This is a genomic window from Peptoniphilus asaccharolyticus DSM 20463 (assembly GCF_900176115.1).
Classification (GTDB): domain Bacteria; phylum Bacillota; class Clostridia; order Tissierellales; family Peptoniphilaceae; genus Peptoniphilus; species Peptoniphilus asaccharolyticus.
In genome coordinates this window covers 1,226,358-1,244,508 of record NZ_FWWR01000009.1, presented here as the reverse complement: position 1 = coordinate 1,244,508, position 18,151 = coordinate 1,226,358, and the positions used below count along the sequence as shown (strand labels likewise).

Annotated in this window: 18 protein-coding genes and 1 pseudogene; 4 read left to right on the top strand and 15 right to left on the bottom strand. The window is 31.1% G+C overall.

The genetic code is table 11. The annotated features are described in order from the left end of the window. Positions 1–2: 2 nt before the first annotated feature. From metK to B8869_RS07025, 12 genes are all read right to left on the bottom strand, one after another. The gene (gene metK / locus B8869_RS07080; protein WP_084230936.1) at positions 3–1,142 is read right to left on the bottom strand and encodes a methionine adenosyltransferase; all 1,140 of its coding nucleotides are present in this window, start codon (positions 1,140–1,142) and stop codon (positions 3–5) included. Positions 1,143–1,146: 4 nt separating this feature from the next. After that, positions 1,147–2,148: an AraC family transcriptional regulator gene (locus tag B8869_RS07075; RefSeq protein WP_084230935.1), complete on the bottom strand. Its 1,002-nt coding sequence runs from the start codon at positions 2,146–2,148 to the stop codon at positions 1,147–1,149. Between the two features lie 9 nt (positions 2,149–2,157). Further along, positions 2,158–3,444 carry a PocR ligand-binding domain-containing protein gene (locus tag B8869_RS07070; protein ID WP_084230934.1) on the bottom strand — a complete coding sequence of 429 codons (1,287 nt, stop codon included), beginning with the start codon at positions 3,442–3,444 and terminating at the stop codon, positions 2,158–2,160. A gap of 44 nt (positions 3,445–3,488) precedes the next feature. Further along, entirely contained in the window at positions 3,489–4,598 is a 1,110-nt protein-coding gene (locus tag B8869_RS07065) for a 1-propanol dehydrogenase PduQ (protein WP_084230933.1), read from the bottom strand. 7 nt (positions 4,599–4,605) lie between these two features. Next, positions 4,606–5,922, bottom strand: a complete 1,317-nt coding sequence (locus B8869_RS07060) for an aldehyde dehydrogenase (protein ID WP_084230932.1) — start codon at positions 5,920–5,922, stop codon at positions 4,606–4,608. A gap of 8 nt (positions 5,923–5,930) precedes the next feature. After that, positions 5,931–6,194 (bottom strand): EutN/CcmL family microcompartment protein, encoded by a 264-nt coding sequence (locus B8869_RS07055; RefSeq protein ID WP_084230931.1) that lies wholly within the window; start codon positions 6,192–6,194, stop codon positions 5,931–5,933. A 7-nt stretch (positions 6,195–6,201) separates the two neighbouring features. After that, on the bottom strand, positions 6,202–6,735 hold the full coding sequence (locus B8869_RS07050) for a BMC domain-containing protein (RefSeq protein WP_084230930.1): 534 nt from the start codon (positions 6,733–6,735) through the stop codon (positions 6,202–6,204). Then, the gene (locus B8869_RS07045) at positions 6,728–7,252 is read right to left on the bottom strand and encodes a hypothetical protein (RefSeq protein WP_084230929.1); all 525 of its coding nucleotides are present in this window, start codon (positions 7,250–7,252) and stop codon (positions 6,728–6,730) included. Before B8869_RS07045 ends, B8869_RS07050 begins: the two co-directional genes overlap by 8 nt. 85 nt (positions 7,253–7,337) lie before the next feature. Further along, on the bottom strand, positions 7,338–7,619 hold the full coding sequence (pduA, locus tag B8869_RS07040; RefSeq protein ID WP_005957821.1) for a propanediol utilization microcompartment protein PduA: 282 nt from the start codon (positions 7,617–7,619) through the stop codon (positions 7,338–7,340). Between the two features lie 24 nt (positions 7,620–7,643). Beyond that, positions 7,644–8,429 (bottom strand): propanediol utilization microcompartment protein PduB, encoded by a 786-nt coding sequence (gene pduB / locus B8869_RS07035; protein WP_084230928.1) that lies wholly within the window; start codon positions 8,427–8,429, stop codon positions 7,644–7,646. 10 nt (positions 8,430–8,439) lie between these two features. Further along, the gene (locus tag B8869_RS07030; RefSeq protein WP_084230927.1) at positions 8,440–9,357 is read right to left on the bottom strand and encodes a glycyl-radical enzyme activating protein; all 918 of its coding nucleotides are present in this window, start codon (positions 9,355–9,357) and stop codon (positions 8,440–8,442) included. Positions 9,358–9,370: 13 nt separating this feature from the next. After that, the gene (locus B8869_RS07025; protein ID WP_084230926.1) at positions 9,371–11,944 is read right to left on the bottom strand and encodes a glycyl radical protein; all 2,574 of its coding nucleotides are present in this window, start codon (positions 11,942–11,944) and stop codon (positions 9,371–9,373) included. Positions 11,945–12,234: 290 nt separating this feature from the next. Between B8869_RS07025 and B8869_RS07020 the strand changes: the two genes are divergently transcribed. The 4 genes and pseudogenes from B8869_RS07020 to B8869_RS07005 all read left to right on the top strand — a co-directional run bounded on the left by B8869_RS07020 (position 12,235) and on the right by B8869_RS07005 (position 15,856). Next, positions 12,235–12,765, top strand: coding sequence for a BMC domain-containing protein (locus tag B8869_RS07020; protein WP_084230925.1), 531 nt, complete (start codon positions 12,235–12,237; stop codon positions 12,763–12,765). Then, on the top strand, positions 12,756–14,474 hold the full coding sequence (locus tag B8869_RS07015) for a DUF4037 domain-containing protein (protein WP_084230924.1): 1,719 nt from the start codon (positions 12,756–12,758) through the stop codon (positions 14,472–14,474). The genes B8869_RS07020 and B8869_RS07015 overlap by 10 nt, the downstream gene beginning before the upstream one ends. A 7-nt stretch (positions 14,475–14,481) precedes the next feature. Beyond that, entirely contained in the window at positions 14,482–15,072 is a 591-nt protein-coding gene (locus tag B8869_RS07010) for a DUF4125 family protein (RefSeq protein WP_084230923.1), read from the top strand. 277 nt (positions 15,073–15,349) lie between these two features. Then, positions 15,350–15,856: pseudogene (locus B8869_RS07005) on the top strand (ECF transporter S component). A 114-nt stretch (positions 15,857–15,970) separates the two neighbouring features. Here the strand turns inward: B8869_RS07005 and B8869_RS12230 are convergent. The 3 genes from B8869_RS12230 to B8869_RS06985 form a co-directional block, all read right to left on the bottom strand. Further along, a complete protein-coding gene (locus tag B8869_RS12230) occupies positions 15,971–16,189 on the bottom strand; it encodes a transposase (RefSeq protein WP_268802069.1) in 219 nt (72 codons plus the stop codon). A gap of 143 nt (positions 16,190–16,332) precedes the next feature. Beyond that, on the bottom strand, positions 16,333–17,598 hold the full coding sequence (locus B8869_RS06990) for a M18 family aminopeptidase (RefSeq protein ID WP_084230920.1): 1,266 nt from the start codon (positions 17,596–17,598) through the stop codon (positions 16,333–16,335). Further along, complete coding sequence (locus B8869_RS06985; protein WP_084230919.1) at positions 17,591–18,127, bottom strand: DUF3783 domain-containing protein; 537 nt, start codon at positions 18,125–18,127, stop codon at positions 17,591–17,593. The genes B8869_RS06990 and B8869_RS06985 overlap by 8 nt, the downstream gene beginning before the upstream one ends. Positions 18,128–18,151 lie beyond the last annotated feature (24 nt).

The following is an 18,151-nucleotide window of genomic DNA, read 5'->3' as shown; positions in this document are numbered from 1 at the left end:
ACCTACCTAATTAAGTTTTTTAGTTCATCTTTTTTGTCTGTTTTTTCCCATGTAAATTCATCTCTTCCAAAATGACCATAAGACGCTGTTTTTTTATAAACAGGTCTTTGTAACTTCAAGTTCTTTATTATGCCATCAATACTCAAATCAAAAACCTTCTCTGTTACCTTATAAATTTTTTCTAAATCATATTTTTCTGTTCCAAATGTATCTATATATACACTTTCTGGATTTTCTTTGCCAATGACATAGGCCAATTGTATTTCACACTTATCACATAATCCAGCTGCTACTAAATTCTTCGCAACATATCTTGCCATATAAGATGCTGATCTATCAGCTTTAGATGGATCTTTTCCAGAATATGCTCCACCACCGTGTCTTCCAATACCTCCATATGTATCAACAATAATTTTTCGTCCTGTTAATCCTACATCAGCCTTTGGTCCACCAATTGTAAATTTCCCAGTGGCATTTATGTGAATTGATGTATCCTTCCTTATTAATGAACTATCTATAACTTTCATTATTACTTCTTTAATAAGCTTATATCTCAAAGTCGCAATGTCTTTACTTTCTTTGTGATGTGCTGCAAGAACTACTGACTTGACATAACTCGGTATTCCATTTTCATATACCAAGCTAACTTGAGATTTCCCATCAGGATACAAACCTTGAACTATTCCCTTTTTCCTAACTTCAGAAAGTCTTCTTGTAAGAGCATGAGAAAGTTCAACTGCTAAAGGTAAATAGGATTTACTTTCGTTTGTTGCGTAACCAAAAACAAGTCCTTGATCTCCTGCACAAATTTTTTCTTGGTTTACCCCCATTGCTATATCCTTTGACTGCTCATCTATATTTGTAAGAATAATAGCTTTATCTACATCAAAACCTGATTCATTAGTTGAATATCCAATCTCTTTGATTGTATCTAAAGCAACCTTCTCCACATCTATCTTTACTTTCGATGTTACCTCTCCAGCTATAACAAGAAGATTGTTTGAAATCATATTTTCAATAGCAACTCTTGAATTGCTATCTTTTTTTAAATATTCATCTAAAATTGAATCTGATATTATGTCACAAACCTTATCAGGATGACCTTCTGTAACTGATTCTGATGTAATAATAAATTTATTCATTATATCACCTAGCTTTTTTAAACTGCTCAACTGTCATATTCTCGTATTTTTTAAATACTTTACTAAAATAACCATATTCGTTATATCCTAAATTAAATGCTATATCCAAAACACTGCTATCCTCTAATAATATGCATTCTTTTGCTAAATTTATTTTCTTTAAATGAATATAATTTACAACAGTAAGATTGTATTCATTTTTAAAAAGCCTACTTAAATAACCTTGGGATATATTACATTCCTTCACAACATCATTAAGAGAAATATTTTTGTTTAAATTATTTTCAATATATTTAAAGACGCCTTTTAATATTGGATAATTTGAAACACTTTTTTTCTTAAAATAATAATTAATAATTCTAAACATCCATATATTACAAAGTCTTTTATCTTTTACCGTTAAATCACTAATTGGGAAATCCTTGTATAGTAGATCTTTATCTTCTGCAAAACTGTTAAAATTAATTATTTTATTTCCTAAGTTTTTTAATTTGTCTTTTATCTCATCTTTGACTTTTACATCAGTACTATTAAAATCAAATTCATTTATTATCCCAATTAAATACTCATTAACTTCAATAAAGTCGTTCATATTAACTGTCTGCTCCATGTTAAAAAGAAAATCTTTTTCATAACTCTTTTGATTTGTAGCATCAAATTCTTCTAGCTTCTCATTAACTTTTTCATATGTTAAAGGCTTTAATATTATTTGGTTTAAATTTATATTTTCATTTCCTTCAAAAACTAGATCATGAGGAAATGCTACCAACAATACTTTTGTTTTATTATTTGCTTTTTCGATTTTATTTATAAAATCTACCCTTGTAATGTTAGGCATTATGAAATCAGAAAAAACTAAATTAATATTATTGTTTCTAACATAATCTATTGCGTTATTATAAGAATTTGTTTCTCCAAATATACTGAATTTCTCATTTTTTTCTATTATTTTTTTTAATGCATCTCTCATTAAGTTTTGATTACTTACTAATAGAACACTATACATATAATCACCCTAATTTTTCATAGGATATTTTATAGAAATAACTACCTTTTCCTTATCTTCAAAAATATTTATTTCTTGTTTTCCATTTGATATTTTCTTGAAATCATCTTCCAAATTCTTTATATATTCAAACATGTCTTTTACTTCTCCGCTTATGTTATATGTATCTTTTAACTTTTCAAATGCTTCTTTTGAAATTCCAACTCCATTATCATTAATTAAAATAATTATATTGTCTTCCTCTCTTTTTACATTTATTTCAATGTGGTACTCATCCTCTTTGAAATTAAGTCCTAGATAACACATAACTAGAGTATAAGGAATTAATATTTTTAAAGGCATCCTGCATTCTTTAACATCATCTTCGATATTAATGTCATATTTGAATCTATCTTTATATTGGATTTTTTTCATTTCGAAATAATTAATCAAAGTTTTATAAACATAATTTATGGAATCGGAATCAATTTCAATTAATTTAGTGAAATAGTTCCTCAAATACTCGCTATATTGACTGGTGTTTTTTGCTTCTTCTATTAAGGCAAGATTTGAAAGTGATTCCATCATATCATTTAAAAAAAGTTTGTTTAAATTATTATTAATTTTTAAGATCTTGTTCTTAAGCTCTAAGTTTTTACCTTCAAGCTTTTCTATCTTTTCTTCTAAATCCTTTATTCTCTTTTTGTTTTTATTTTCATGATAACTAGAAATTAATTCTTTCTTCACTATCTCTGAAATTATAAGTTCAACCAACTTTACTATTGACTCAAACTCTCTAAAAGTATATTTTTTTGAATTTATGTCTATTTCATTTAAATGTAGATTCTCAAAATCTATTTCATCAAGCAAAAGTTGATCTTGCATTCTAAGTACCCTATCAGGAGCATCTTCGCATATTACTTGTCCTCCTATAAAAGCACCTAGATATTTGTCATTAATTATTATTGGAATTGCAACCTCTAATAGATTAAAGGGACAAAAATATATGGAAGTCTTTTTTGCGACTGCTGCTCTTATGGCACCAGAGGCATCCGATAATTCACATATCTTTTTACACATATAGTTCTCTCTTATGTGACTACACCTCTTGGAAAAATTAGTCATCTCTGTTAAAGGTTCTCCCTTGTAATCTATTGTTACAAAAGCAAGCCCTGTTACGTCAGAAATAACTCTTTGTATCTCTTCTAAATACTCTTTCCCAAAGATTGAATATATATCAACATCAATTCTTCCATCAGTATATTTTTTATTGATTTTTATATTAGATACATGTTTATATTTTTTATTAATGTTCATAAATCCCTCCAAGACGATTTAATCTCATAATAATCTTATAAAAGCTAATATATATTTTCAATAATTTCTTTTATATCATCAATGCTTATACTATTTACAGAAGTTTGCATACAATTATCTTTTAAAGCATTCTCCGCAATTTGATTCTTCGTTTCTAATAGTTTTTCTTTTGACACATTACATTCTCTTAAGCTTTTTGGCATATCCATAATCGCTTGCAAGACTTCAATAAATTTATTTAAATTATTTACTGCTTCTGTATCATCTTTAGCTGTAGTCACCCCAATCTTTCTTGCATAATTAGCATATCTTTTTTTCATTGATTCAACTTTCGAATTAAATCCTATAACACTTGTTAAAAGAATACCATTGCAAAGACCATGAGGGATTTGCAATTTAGCTCCTATTTGATGTGCTATTGCATGATTTATTCCAAGCCCTGCCATTTCAAATGCCATCCCTGCCATCATGGATGCTAAATGCATCTCTTCTTTGGATTCAATATCGTTCATATTTCTATAACTTCTATAAAGATATTTAACAACCAATTCTCCAGCTTTTTCTGCTAAAGCATCGGAATATGAGCTTCTGTTTTTACCAACATAAGCCTCAATAGCATGAGTTAAAACATCTACGCCTGTATTTGCAATTATTTTTTTAGGAAGTTCTTTAACAAGACAAGTGTCCAAGATAGCCAAGTCTGGTAACATATCATAAGACTGTAGCAAGTGTTTTACTTGCGTATCATTATCCTTTATTACTGATACACTTGTAACTTCAGATCCAGTTCCACTTGTTGTTGGTATCGCTATAAAATAAACATCTTTATTTGTAACTTCCTTAGCAAAATATATTACACCTTTTGCAGAATCGATGGAGGAACCTCCGCCAAATCCTATTATTACATCTATATCTTCTTTTATATATAGAGATAAAGCTTGACCTATTATTTCAAGACTTGGATCAGGCAAAACTTTGTCATATATAACAACTTTATTTGATTCGTTTATGTTTCTTAAAACTTTATTCATAAGAACACTTTTTGCAATAAAAGAATCTGTTATTATTAAAATTCTTTTTTCTTCTATCTCTTTTAGTTTACTGAGAGCTTTTGCTTGAAATACTATTTCTGTTTTATTTATTAAATCTTTCATATCTTCATCACCTAATAGAAAAGGCATCAACTAAAGCACATCTTCTCATTCTTGCAAAATTTCTTGCACTTGTTGAACCCTCGCCTGTTTTATTTGCTATAGTAAAACTTACAGGATTGTTATCTGAAAACCCTATACCCTCTAAGGAGCATCCATTTTTTACAAATATTGATGTTTGCATTTGCTTAGCGGCAATATTAAGTCTTTCTATAATATTAGAATAAATCCCTGCTGTATGATGCAGCCCTTGTTCAAGATTTAATGATGTTTCTAATGCATCGTCAAAATTCTTTGCTTTAACTATTGCAACAACCGGCATCAATAACTCTTCCGTTGCAAAAGGATGAATTTTTGGAACATCTACAGCTATTATTTTGTAGATGCCATTAGATTCTATTCCCGCAAATTTTAATATTTCTTTTACATCTTTTCCGCCAAAAAATTTATTTGGCTTCAAGTCTTCTGTTAAAAGAACCTTAGAAAGTTTCAACATATCTTCAACTGTATCTACGTAAAAAACCCCCTCTTTTTCAAGAGCTGTTTTGAATTTATCGTAAACTGATTCCACAATTACTATATTCTTTTCTGTAACACATAAAATATTATTGTCAAAACTAGCACCCTTTACAATGCAACTGGCTGCTTTATCTAAGTCTGCTGTTTCATCTACAATAAAGGTAGGATTAGCTGACCCTGCCGATATTACTTTTTTGTCACATTTATTTGCAGCCCTCGCTATATCGCTTCCCCCAGTTACAACCAATAAATTTACATCAGGATGATGCATTATTTCTGATATATTTTTTATACTAACTTCAGATAAAGTAGTAACCAAATTATCAATCCCTGATGTTCTAAGTATTGTAGTCGATATTATATCGGTAAGGTATTTTGTTACTTCTATTGCCCTTGGGTGGGGACATAGAATAACGGCATTACCAGAAGCCAATAAACCTATTACATTATTTATTACCGTAGCTACAGGATTTGTGCTTGGCATAATAGCACATGCAATTCCAAAAGCAGAATATTCGTAAAGAGTCATAACTTTATCTTTCGTTAAAACTTCTGACACTAAATCTTCAGTTCCCGGTGTTCTCTCGATACTCAACTTTATTTTCTCAATTTTGGATACAACATTACCCATACAAGTTTCTTCATAACTTTTTTGTGCAAGTTCCTCTACATGATTTAAAAGATCTTTCCTAAGTTCTTGTATTATTTCCTCTCTATCTGAGATCCCAAGTTTTCTATATAATTGAAAAGATGATTTTACAGCATCTATTGCATCGCATACTGTATCAAATACTGCTCTTTTATTCATAATCTACCTCACACAATTAAATCATCAATAATTCCTATTATTGCCAAATCTATCACTGATGATTTCCTATCATCTTCTACACGAACTGATGAACCAGAACCTACTAGTACAAGCTCACCAATACCAGCTCCTACATAATCAGCCGCAACTGATTCGTTCCTAGCTTTTTCGCCATTGGCATTAATAGGCTGTATTATCATAAGCTTATATCCTACTAGGGTGTCATTTTTTCTTGTTGCAACAACATTCCCAACTACTCTTGCGATAAACATAATATCACTACTCACTTGTCTTAAGGTTCTTTGAATCTTTTTGAGCTTTCTTGCTTTGAGTTTTTTTGATTTCATTGCTTTCAACTTTTACAGTTTCAGCTATTTTAACTTCTTTTTCACGCAAATTGTTTTTAATTTCAGATTCCTTTTCAACCTTTTCTTCTTTTTTTTCATTTTCTACTTTATTTTTATCTTCAACTTCTTTTACTTTTTCTTTACTTAAAGTCTTTAACTCATCTTTTGCGTTAACTTCAAGCTTATCCTCTTTGTCTAAATGAAAAAAACCGTCAAGACTTTTAGCTGGTCTTGGTATAACTTTTGATGAAACAAATTTGTTAAATGAAACTGCCAAACTTTTTCCAGAATCGATGGCAGCTTTAACTGCTCCTACATCTCCAGATACTTTCACAGTAACAAAGCCCATCCCTTTAGTAATTTCGACATCTTCCATTTTTATATTTGAAGCTTTAAGCATTGTATCCGCTACTATAATAGCGTTTGTTAGACCTACTACCTCTATAAGTCCCAGTGCCCTATTCATAATTTCTCACTTCCTCTATATCAACTATATTTATTCCATAACTTAAAATTTCCTCATAATAACTTAATAGTTTCTTTATATATTTTTCAGGTTCTTTCCCTGTTACAGTTTTTACCGTTTCATTCCATAAATATATATTTTTGCCATTTTCAAAAAGTTTCATTGCAAGTGCAGATTCAATCTCATCTTCATTGAACATTGTTATATTAATAATATTTTTCATTTTTATATCAAGGAAGAAAGTATCGTTTTTTGAAATTAAATCGAGTTTATTTTCATCAAAATCTATAACTTTTTTCCAACAACATGAGTTTTTTATTGTAAGCTTATGACTTTCGTCCAATTCTCGGCTTATAACTGCATTTGCATTTAAATTTAGTTTTTTCAAACTATCAAGGGCAATATAATATTTGTTGTTCCATGGCTTTGAGAATATAAAATTAATGTTTCTATTTTCAGAAATTTGTTTCGCTATAAGCTTTATAATTTCTTCAAGCTCTTTTTTACTAATATTCATTTAATCACCCTACTTATATAAGTAATAGAAAAGTTAAAATACAAAAAGATATTTTAACTTTTCTCAATTCTATTATGCTTAAATATTATTTATCAAAGTGAGGAATAATTTTTTCAGTATCTGAATGTGGTCTTGGGATTACGTGAACTGATACTACTTCGCCAATAGCTCTTGCTGATGCAGCACCTGCATCTGTAGCAGCTTTAACTGCTCCTACATCTCCTCTTACCATTACAGTTACTAAACCAGAACCGATTTTTTCATATCCTACTAAATTTACATTTGCAGCCTTTACCATAGCATCTGCTGCTTCAATTGCACCTACTAAACCTTTTGTTTCAACCATTCCTAAAGCGTCTGAATTCATAATTTACCTCCCGATTATTTTCTATTAAATATATGGACTTGTTGTTGATTTAGGATCTTCTCCTAAAGCCCCTAGCAATTTTTTACCAACTTCAATAGCTGCTTTTACAGCTTGACGAACTGCACCTGAATCTCCAGTGAAGCTTAATATAACTTCGTTAGAGAAACTTGTGCCTTGCGCTGGAGAAGCATAGCCTACTACTTCGATGTTTGCGGCTTTAACAGCAACATCGGCAAGAACTGTACCAATTCCAGCTGGAGCTCCAATTACCATACCAAAGCTCTTTCCATTAGGTGTTCCAAATGCCTTTTCTAAACAATAACTAGCCCTAGCAGTGTATTGGAATTCCAAGTGTCCTGCGTCATTAGAATATACATCCCCGAAATATTTTGGAAGTACATCCAAAGCTATTTCTACAGCACGTCTTGCATCAGATACATCATCTGCTCCTATATATATTAAGCATCCGTGTCCTGCTCCACCCTTTGTATCTCTTGGGAGTTCAACGGTAATTACTTCTGTGTTAGTTGCTTTTACTGCATCATCAACAGCCATAATTTGTGGGCCTGCCCCAGTCCTTGAACCAATAATACCTATTGATTTGTATTTCCCAAGATTTAGCTTGTCTACTAACATTGGATCAACACTAGCTATAACTAAACCGATTGTATCTCCTATTGCTGTTCCAACAAATTCAGTAACGTCTACTTTTTTGCATCCATTTGAAGGGCAGCATTCAGTATCTTTTTGGTCTATTCCCAATTCATTAGATACTTGTCCCATTATTTTTTCTAATAAATCTTTATCCATCGTTTCCTCCTTAGCCTCCTACTTTACAAATTAATCCACTAGATTCCACTATTTCTTTTAATTTGTTTATATGATCTTCATCTAGTTTTTTTACATTAGATAGTTCATAATCTCTACCTAATAAATTATATTTTCCTTCACCAAAATTATGATAAGGCAATATGTGTAATTCTTTTACATTTGGCAATGTCTTTACAAAAGCAACTATATCACCAAATTCTTTTTCATCTGCATTAATACCAGGAATTGTTGGTACCCTTATTATCGTATTTGCAATTTCCTGTAAAATTCTTGCATTCTTTTTTATGAGCTCATTACTTACACCAGTTACTTTTTTGTGCAGTTCATCATTGTTTGCTTTTATATCAAGTAAAACTAAATCTATATGTGGTACAACATCTCTTATTACTTCTTCAGAAGCATACCCTTCTGTTTCTATTGCAGTATGCCATCCTCTTGATCGACATGCTTTAAAAATTTCTTTAGCAAATTCAGGTTGCATTAAAGTCTCTCCGCCAGAAAGTGTTATTCCTCCATTTGATCTGTAGTAAAAAGAATCATCTTTTTTTAGTTCAGTAATAACTTCTTCTACATTCATTACTTTACCCTTAACCTCTAATGCACTAGAAGGACATACATTCGCACATTCTTCACACATCACACATTTATCTCTATCGATAAAATTTGGGTTTTTAGGGTCTAATGCCTTTTGTTTGCATGCCTTAATGCACATGCCACAATGTATGCAAAGAATCTCTCTAAACATTAGCTCTTTTCCTTTTCTTTGTGATTCAGGATTTGAGCACCAAATACATCTCAAAGGGCATCCTTTTAAGAATACTATGGTTCTAATACCAGGACCATCGTTTATTGAATATCTTTGAATATCAAATACGACACCCTCTTCGTTATAATTTATAGAATCCATAGTCACCTCCAACTTACATAGTATGTTCTGTTCTATTTATAATATCGTCTTGTACCTCTTTGGCTAATGTTACAAAGTGAGCTGAATATCCTGCTACACGAACTAATAAATCTTTATGATCTTGAGGATTCTTTTGTGCTTCAATTAAGGTATTTCTATCTACTACATTGAATTGAACATGGGCTCCTTTGTGATCGAAATAACTTCTAACAATAGATACAAAGTTCTTTAATCCTTTTTCTCCTGAAACAGCTTGTGGTGAAAATTTTTGGTTATAAAGAGTACCGTTAGATGCTTGTCCATGTGGAAGCTTAGCTACAGAGTTTGCAGCAGCAGTAGGGCCAGTTGTATCCTTACCTTGTCTTGGTGATACACCGTCAGCAAGTGGTGCATGTGCAAGTCTACCATCAGGAAGTGCTCCTACATCTTTACCAAATAATACATTGGCAGATACTGGATAAATTCCTGCTTGGAATGCTCCTCCTCTTGGATTTGTATATTTATCAACTTCATCACAATAAATTTTTGCAGCTCTGATTGCAAATTCGTCACAAAGTTCATTATCATTACCAAAGCTATCAGTGTTATCAAGTATTTTTTGAATTGTTCTGAACTTTCCTGTTGTTTCTTGTGAACCACATCCACAATCACCAGATACTACATATTCTTCGTTTAATTTATTTTCAAGATCGTCAACATTGATTGATCCTGTTGAAGCTAAGATTTTCTTAACAGCTTCATAAATTTCACTTTCATTCATTTCTCCAACCTTAGCAGAAACAGTTTGAGTATTACATCCGCATCCAGGCATTAATGAGTCTGTGAATCCAAAGTTCTTTTCTAATGCTTCTTTTAAATCAGCAAGAGAAATTTTCTTATCTTCAAATACATTCTTGTAAATAGCGTATAGTGAGTCTCCAGAATCTGCTACACCGAACGCTTGAGGTCCTGTAAAGTTATAAATAGCTCCACCTGATTGAGCAGATTTACCTCTCTTAATACAATCATCAACCATAGCTGACATAAATGGAAGATTTCCTCTTTCCATATGTGCATAATCAACGCAGTTATCAGCTTCAGCTAAGTATTTTACGAAATGTTCCATTTGCTTTTGATATGCAACAAATATGTCATCAATAGACTTCATATCAGTAAGTTCGCCAGTCTTAGGTCCAAGTTGTTTTCCATTACATCTACCATTGTTTAATGTTATTTCAAGAACTTTTGCTATGTTAAAGAAAGCGGCATCGTGCCATCCTTCAGTTCTGTGACCTGCTTGAGGTTCAACACAACCTATAATTGAGTAGTCTCTTGCATCTTCTATCTTGACTCCTCTTGATACTAAGTTAAGTACAATAACTTCATCATTATAGAAAGCAGGAACACCGTATCCTAGTCTTGAAACTTCACAAGCTCTTAATAAGAATTCATAAGGAGAGTTTTGATGAACTCTTACTGAGAATGATGGTGCTGGTAAAGCAACATGGGCAACAGCTTCCATGCACATATAAGATACGTCATTTGTAGCATCAAATCCTTCAGAATCTTGTCCACCTACACATAGGTTTTGGAATACTGCATAACCAGCAAAGGCTTGAGCTGAAACTTCGTCACGAGTTTTATTTAAATCGTTTAACTTAACCCAGATACAATCTACTAGTTCTTGAGCAAATTCTTTTGTAATAGTTGTATCTGCCTTATAAGAAGGATACATATATTGGTCAAATCTTCCTGGTGAAATTGAGTGACCATTTGATTCAATTTGAACCATTATTTGAACAAACCAAAAAGCTTGACAAGCTTCCCAGAAATCTCTTGCACCATATTCAGGAACTCTCTTACAGTTTTCTGCAATTCTTAAAAGTTCTTGTTTTCTTTGAGGATTAGTTTCAACATTTGCTAATTCCTCAGCCTTCTTAGCATATCTGTGCGCAAAATTTATTGCAGCGTTATAAGAAATAATAACCGCTTTATAAAATTGCATCTTTTTAATTGCTTCAGGTTCTGATTCGTCCATTTCATTCATTGCTTTGACTGTTTCTTCAAGAACTCCTCTGAAACCTTTTTTAATTATTTTTTTATAATCTACATTAACGTGTCCTACACCGCCATAGAAATAATTTCCTACAGTAAAGATACCATTTGCAATACAGTCCTTTGCTTCTGTACTCATTAAAGAATCTGCAAATTCAGATGTAGTTTTTCCCTTCCAATATTTAAATACTTCATGTAGTTCTTTTTTTGTCTCTTCTGGAATCACAAAAGGATCTGCAAGTCTTGTTGCCATAGTATCGAACTCAGCTTCTACCCATTCGTAAGAAAATTCAGGGCATAGTCCTGTTGATCTTGGTGCCTTTGTAATGGAACCAACAATTAATTCATCATCTCTAATTGTTACTGGAAGCTCATTAAAAAGTTTTTCAACTGCTTTTGCTCTTCTTAATATGTTTGTAAGACCTTCTGTTTCTTTGTAAGACTCTGTAATTAATCTTGCTCTGTCAGACTCAACTTGTGGCACTGCATCGATAATAACTTGTCTTAGTCTTTTTACTCTCTCTGTAGGTTGTGAAAACCCTTTTTCTAACATGAAATACCTCCTAAATTTTATTTGTGCTTATGTATAATCAACAAGCTTATGGAGATTGTACACTTTATCTGAGTTAGATTTAAAATATTATGCAAACCTTTGTGATGTAAAATTAAAACTTTTAATATACACTCTTTTAATGTTTGTTTACTAACGTTTTACCAATTTCTCCTGAAAAAGCAACAATACAAACTTCCTATTGTACAATCAAAACATTTTCCTAGTCATGTCTTGAATTTGGTGTTCTCTTTAAATAAAATTATGTTTATATAAGATAAGGAAGTGATTTTATGGATTCTTCTTATTTACTTGTTGAATTCCAAAGTATAGCCTTTGGTTATAAAGAAGTAAATTGTATAATTTTAAATTATCCTGTGGAACTTTTTTTAGTAAAAAATATTTGCCCTGGAAGTATTCTTTTTATATTTAAGGGAAATGACCACGATATCCTAGGAATAAAAAGATATTTAAAAGAAAAAAACATATCTGCCCTACCTATTTTAAATATACATGAAGATGTTATAGGCAGAATTAATTCTCCTGACAAATCAATAAAAATATCTTCTTTAATGATTTGTGAGTTTAAAAATAGTATTTCCGCCATTAAGGCTTCTGACTTATGTTTAAAGACATCTGGTGTTTCTCTTATTAAAATTCATTTCCAAGTCGGACTTTTTGGGAAAGGTATTCTCATTTTAAGCGGTTTGTTATCAAGTCTTGAGAATTCAAAAGAAACTATTTTAAATAATTATTCAGATAAAGAAATTATAGCTTTAGAAATCATCGAAAATCCTGTAGAGGAGTTAATAAAATGTATTTAGATAAAATAGAAAATATTCAAAAAAAATACCACTCTCTTTTAAGAGATGGTAAAGAAGTTGAAATGCTACCTCTAATTGAAGAAGCTATTGAAATTGCTTTTTCCAATAAAGATTTTGCAAAGTTAGTTGAATTGCTTAATGATTATGGTGGCGCACTTAGAAATACCGGAGAGTATTCTAAGAGTATTCAAAGCCTACTCACTGCAAAAAAACTTATTGAAACTCATTTCAACAAAAACTCTGAAGCCTACGCAAATACCCTTATGAATTTGGCGAATGCTTATAGAATGAATTCTAATAGAAAAGAGGCCTTGAATTTATTTAATAAAGCTGATGAAATTTTTAAAAATTTAAATCTTTATAATTATTCATACGCATCAAACGCAAACAACTTGGCCCTTCTTTTCTTAGAAGATGGAAATCCTCAAAGGGCCTATGACCTTTTAAAATCTGCTGAAAAGATTTTGTCTGAGATTCCACACCATAGCATACAACTTGCTACTACATATAATAATTTATTTGATGTTTGCACTCTTATGAAAAAAGATAGCGAAGCCAAAGATTATATTTTTAAAGCAAAAGAATTTCTTGAAAGTAAGATTTCTCCTGCTAATCCACTTTATGCTAGTGTACTTAATAATCTTGCAAAATATTATTTTAATATAGGCGACATTGAAAAAAGTACATCGCTTTATAATATTTCGAAAAAAATTATTGAAAATACTTACGGCAAAGAAAGCGAGGCTTATAAAAATATAGTTAGCAACTTAAATTTCATTAAAAAAAATTTAGAACCAAAGTCAAAACATGATACTACCGAAAATAATTTAAAAAAAGGTCTAGAATTATCGGAAGATTTTTATTTCAACCAAGTAAAACCCTTCATATTAAAAAATTATCCAGATCTTGTTAGATACTCTGCCTTTGGACTAGTTGGTGAAGGTTCTGAATGTTACGGTTTTGATGATGAGATTTCTAAAGATCACGATTTTATAAAGAGATGTTCTTGGTTTTTACTTAAAGATATAATTTCCCAACTCCCTATCACCGAAATAAACTTAGGTGATGGGCTTGTAAAGATTATTGCAGTAGAAGATTTTTACAAGTATTATACTCTTTTTGAAAAAGGTCCTTTAACTTTGAAAGAATTTAGAAAAGTCCCTCAGGATTTTTTATCAGTCGCTACAAATGGAAAGATATTCGAAGATAATTACGGCAAATTTTCATATATAAGGCAAAGACTTCTAGCATATTATCCAAAAGATTTAGTTTTAAAAAAACTAGCTTACCTTTGTAATAAAATTGCCCAATCAGGTCAGTATAACTATCCAAGATGCTTAAAAAGAAATAATATTATGGGAGCTCAGATTGCACTTAGCGAATTTCTTCAATATTATTGTGAATTTATTCACCTAATAAATAAAAAGTATATGCCTTTCTATAAGTGGCAATATAGATCTCTAAAATCATTACATTTACTTGGAGAATATGCTTGTTCAAAGATGGATGCTCTATTGTCTTATAATGACGTTAGTGAATCACTACAAAAAATTGATATTATTGAAGAAATGTGCAAAAAGTTAGTGGAATACATGAATAAAGCTAACCTTTCGAATTTAAATACCAATTTTTTAAAATATCATTCTTCTGAAATCGTTAAAAAAATAAATAATGAAGAATTAAAAAATGAAGATACATGGATAAAGTAGGTTAAATATGAAATTCGATTCAACATCAAAAAAAAGAGATGAAACTCTAAAAAAAATTGTAATAGGTGAATGGAAGTTTTTTACTAATGTAAATAATTTAGGCAAAAGAGCTTATTGTCAAGATGATTCTTTTACCTTTATCTACTCTCGTCTTTGTTACTGGAGTATCTATAACGACATAATACTAACTTCTTATTTAAATGACTTAATCATCGCTAAAAAAGACAATAGAAACTTGATTACAGAAAAATATGCTTATATGATGCAATATACTGATCCTCAATATTTTACCAAAATAAAAAATAATCTGCCATATATCTCAAAGGATAAAGATATCCTCGTCAATACAATAATGGCTATTTATCTCGCTTGGGAAGAGGATATTAGAAAAAGCAATCCAGAAATCTTGGATAATAAAAGAGATTTATATAATTCAACAAATAGTACAGCTAATACTAGCATAGAATACTATTTCAAAGGTGAACTTTATAGTTATTCCGAAACAACTTTAAAACTTATATCCAAATATTATATAAGCGCATATCAAAAGGGGATAAATTTAGTTGAAAAAAACCTAAAATTTCTTAAAGATAAATAGTCTAATAACTTTTACAATCTTTTACAATAAGATTCCTTACTTTTAAAACTATTTTAATACTAAGTGAATTATCAAATCTTTACTCCAAAAATCACTTACAAGAGTATTCCTATAAATTCACAGTCGTAGTAATTTTTTAAAAATATTTCCTTTAATGATTCTCAATAAATTTTAAGAAAAAGGTCGAATTATCGACCTTTTTCTTTATTTATTTAACAATCCCCGGTAAAATAGTTTTAAATTATAAATTATTTTTTAAAACGTAAAAGGAGTCCACATGAAAAACTTTAAGGTCAAAGACCTTGTCATCACTTCACTATTTATTGCACTTGTATATGTATTCACTTGGATTGTAAAAATCCAACTTCCATTCTCACCCAACGGCGGCTTAATTCACTTGGGCAATGTACCCTTCTTCTTGGCAGCCATATTTTTTGATAAGAGAGTTGGCATGACGGCAGGAGCTCTCGGCATGGGACTCTTCGACCTCACAAGTGGATAGATTCTTTGGTCACCAATGACTGTGATCTCAGCACTTATTATGGGCTACATCTTAAACAAGATGAACTACAAGAAGTACACTCTTAAAAGTTTAATCTTGTCCTTTGTCCTTGTTGCCCTTGTAAAAGTTGTAGTTTATTACCTCAGAGAAATTTTTATCTTGTCTTCCTTTGTTGCACCCCTTGCATCAATACCAGGCAACCTAATTCAAATTGGAGTATCATCTGTCATAGTCCTTGTGATTTTAAAACCTATGGAAAAAGTTTTTAATAGCATTAGATAAAAAAAGATGGTGATGTTGCAGAATAGACAATTCTACTCTGTAACATCATTTTTTTCTTAAGCAGCTTTGTATTTTATGATCTTTAAATTCTTATTTTCTATTTTTGATGCTAATTTATTTAAATTTAGCTCTATTGATAAGAGACATATTTCCATCTAGGAGATATCTTATCCTTAAGTCATACTTGCATGATTTTTCTATTTCTCTTGATGTAAATATTGCTTCTAAATAGCAGTATATTATTATTTCTAGCATGGTTACCGGATTTACTGTGGGGTTTCTTCCAAATGATGAGTAGACTTTTTTTAGTTCTGTTAAGTTTAACCTTTCTATTATATTTTTTACAAGCCTTAGTTTTGCATCATGATGTATTTTTAAAGGTTTTCATAAATACATTTTATCAAAAAAAGACGAGGGTGTTTATGTTTGCTCGTCTTTTTTTCTATTATGGGACTTTTGCAACAGCCCCTTTATTCTTATTTATAAAATTCTAAAAATGCATTTATGAAATGCTCTACATCTGTTACACCTGTCAACTCTCTGGCTGAGTGCATACCCAATGTGCTCATTCCTATATCTACAGACTTAATAGCTATTTGAGATTGAGATATAGGTCCTATTGTAGAACCACCCTTTACATCACTTCTGTTGTGGTATGTTTGGAATGGAACTTTTGCTCTACTGCACATTTCTATAAATCTACCTGCACTATAAGAGTCTGATGTGTATGCTCTGCTTGCAGCATACTTGATTACAGGCCCACCACCTAAAACAGGTTGGTTTGTAGGGTCAGCTTTTTCAGAGAAATTAGGATGCACTGCATGTGCCGCATCTGCTGATATCAAGAAAGATCTTTCTAAAGCTCTTAAATATTCCTCTCTGCTTACTCCAAGAGCTATTGCAACTCTCTCAAGAATTCTATCAAGCACCGGTGAATCTGCTCCGGCATAAGAAGTTGAACCAACCTCTTCATTGTCAGTTGCCAAAAATACATTCACTCCACTTGCCTCTGATTCCAAAAGTGCAACTAAACTTGTATATGCCATAAATAGATTATCTTGTCTACCTTGAGAAATAAATTCCTCTTTAAGTCCAACTAACTCGCCCTTTGAAGTATCGTAGATGTATAAGTCATAGTCCAAAATATCTTTTGAATCTACCTCTTTAATCTTTACAAGTTCATTCAATAAGACATCTTCTTTCATCTCTTCGCTATCCAATGCCATAAGTGGTAATGTGTGTTTTTGTGCATTGAATTCAAATCCCTTGTTCACTTCTCTATTCATGTGAATTGCAAGAGATGGAATTGTGAAAATTGGCTTTTTAAAATCCACAAGTTCAGTAATAACCTTACCATCTCTTAAAAAGCTTATTCTTCCAGCTGCTGAAAGTGGTCTGTCCATCCAAGTATATAAAATTGGTCCGCCGTATATTTCTGTATTCAATATAACATTTCCGGCACTCTTCATTATAGGATTTCTCTTTATTCTAAAAGTTGGTGAATCAGTGTGAGAACCGATTATTTTAAAACCATCTTCTAACTTCTTATCACCTATATTTAGTGCAAGAAGTGCTGTATCATCTATCTTAACGTAGAATTTAGAGCCATCTAATTTAAACTCTTCTTTTATTTTCCATTCTTTATAACCATTTTTATCCAGTAGTTCCACCATGTTTTTCACTGCAAAGTGAGCAGTCATAGACTTGTCTATAAAACCTATAAGGTCTTTTACTCTATCCATTAAGAGCCTCCTTTAATCTATTGTATCTTGGCATTATATCCTCCATCTCAACTCCATTAATCTCTCTGATGGAAAGAGCATAATCAACTGCCTCTATCAACTCAACATCTTTCACTGTATCCAATTTCTTTTGAGCTATCTTTGTTAATTTACCCAATTCATTAAACATTTGAACCACTTTGTGTTCTTCTTGTATATGTTCTACTAAATAAGAAAATTTCCAATCTTTAGATGTCTCTGTAATAACCGCTTTATGAGGAACTATAACATCTTTTTCCTTTAATTCCATTAAATACGATTGTAATATCGTCCTATCAAACTCTCCAAACAATAGCATTTCTGTCTCGGGAACTTCAACATAGTCTACATCTTCTCTTTCATAACCTTCAAGGTTAAATAGTACGGCTACTTTTTGTTCTAAGTCTTCTCTCTTAACTTCTTTTGTCTTAATCCCAAATTTTTCAGCTACGTTAACTACTTTTTCACGACGTTCTTCGTTAAATCCATAATATAGAAGTTTTTTTTGCATGTTTTCCCCTTCCTTAGTCTATGT

What these genes read in the sequence shown, in the direction of transcription:
- B8869_RS07045 (WP_084230929.1), bottom strand. Translation starts at nt 7,252, where the DNA reads ATGAATATTAGTAAAAAAGAGCTTGAAGAAATTATAAAGCTTATAGCG.
- B8869_RS07075 (WP_084230935.1), bottom strand. Translation starts at nt 2,148, where the DNA reads ATGTATAGTGTTCTATTAGTAAGTAATCAAAACTTAATGAGAGATGCA.
- B8869_RS06985 (WP_084230919.1), bottom strand. Translation starts at nt 18,127, where the DNA reads ATGCAAAAAAAACTTCTATATTATGGATTTAACGAAGAACGTCGTGAA.
- B8869_RS07030 (WP_084230927.1), bottom strand. Translation starts at nt 9,357, where the DNA reads ATGGATTCTATAAATTATAACGAAGAGGGTGTCGTATTTGATATTCAA.
- B8869_RS07065 (WP_084230933.1), bottom strand. Translation starts at nt 4,598, where the DNA reads ATGAAAGATTTAATAAATAAAACAGAAATAGTATTTCAAGCAAAAGCT.
- B8869_RS06990 (WP_084230920.1), bottom strand. Translation starts at nt 17,598, where the DNA reads ATGGATAGAGTAAAAGACCTTATAGGTTTTATAGACAAGTCTATGACT.
- B8869_RS07060 (WP_084230932.1), bottom strand. Translation starts at nt 5,922, where the DNA reads ATGAATAAAAGAGCAGTATTTGATACAGTATGCGATGCAATAGATGCT.
- pduB (WP_084230928.1), bottom strand. Translation starts at nt 8,429, where the DNA reads ATGGATAAAGATTTATTAGAAAAAATAATGGGACAAGTATCTAATGAA.
- metK (WP_084230936.1), bottom strand. Translation starts at nt 1,142, where the DNA reads ATGAATAAATTTATTATTACATCAGAATCAGTTACAGAAGGTCATCCT.
- B8869_RS07050 (WP_084230930.1), bottom strand. Translation starts at nt 6,735, where the DNA reads ATGAATAGGGCACTGGGACTTATAGAGGTAGTAGGTCTAACAAACGCT.
- B8869_RS07070 (WP_084230934.1), bottom strand. Translation starts at nt 3,444, where the DNA reads ATGAACATTAATAAAAAATATAAACATGTATCTAATATAAAAATCAAT.
- B8869_RS07025 (WP_084230926.1), bottom strand. Translation starts at nt 11,944, where the DNA reads ATGTTAGAAAAAGGGTTTTCACAACCTACAGAGAGAGTAAAAAGACTA.
- B8869_RS07015 (WP_084230924.1), top strand. Translation starts at nt 12,756, where the DNA reads ATGTATTTAGATAAAATAGAAAATATTCAAAAAAAATACCACTCTCTT.
- pduA (WP_005957821.1), bottom strand. Translation starts at nt 7,619, where the DNA reads ATGAATTCAGACGCTTTAGGAATGGTTGAAACAAAAGGTTTAGTAGGT.
- B8869_RS07010 (WP_084230923.1), top strand. Translation starts at nt 14,482, where the DNA reads ATGAAATTCGATTCAACATCAAAAAAAAGAGATGAAACTCTAAAAAAA.
- B8869_RS07020 (WP_084230925.1), top strand. Translation starts at nt 12,235, where the DNA reads ATGGATTCTTCTTATTTACTTGTTGAATTCCAAAGTATAGCCTTTGGT.
- B8869_RS07055 (WP_084230931.1), bottom strand. Translation starts at nt 6,194, where the DNA reads ATGTTTATCGCAAGAGTAGTTGGGAATGTTGTTGCAACAAGAAAAAAT.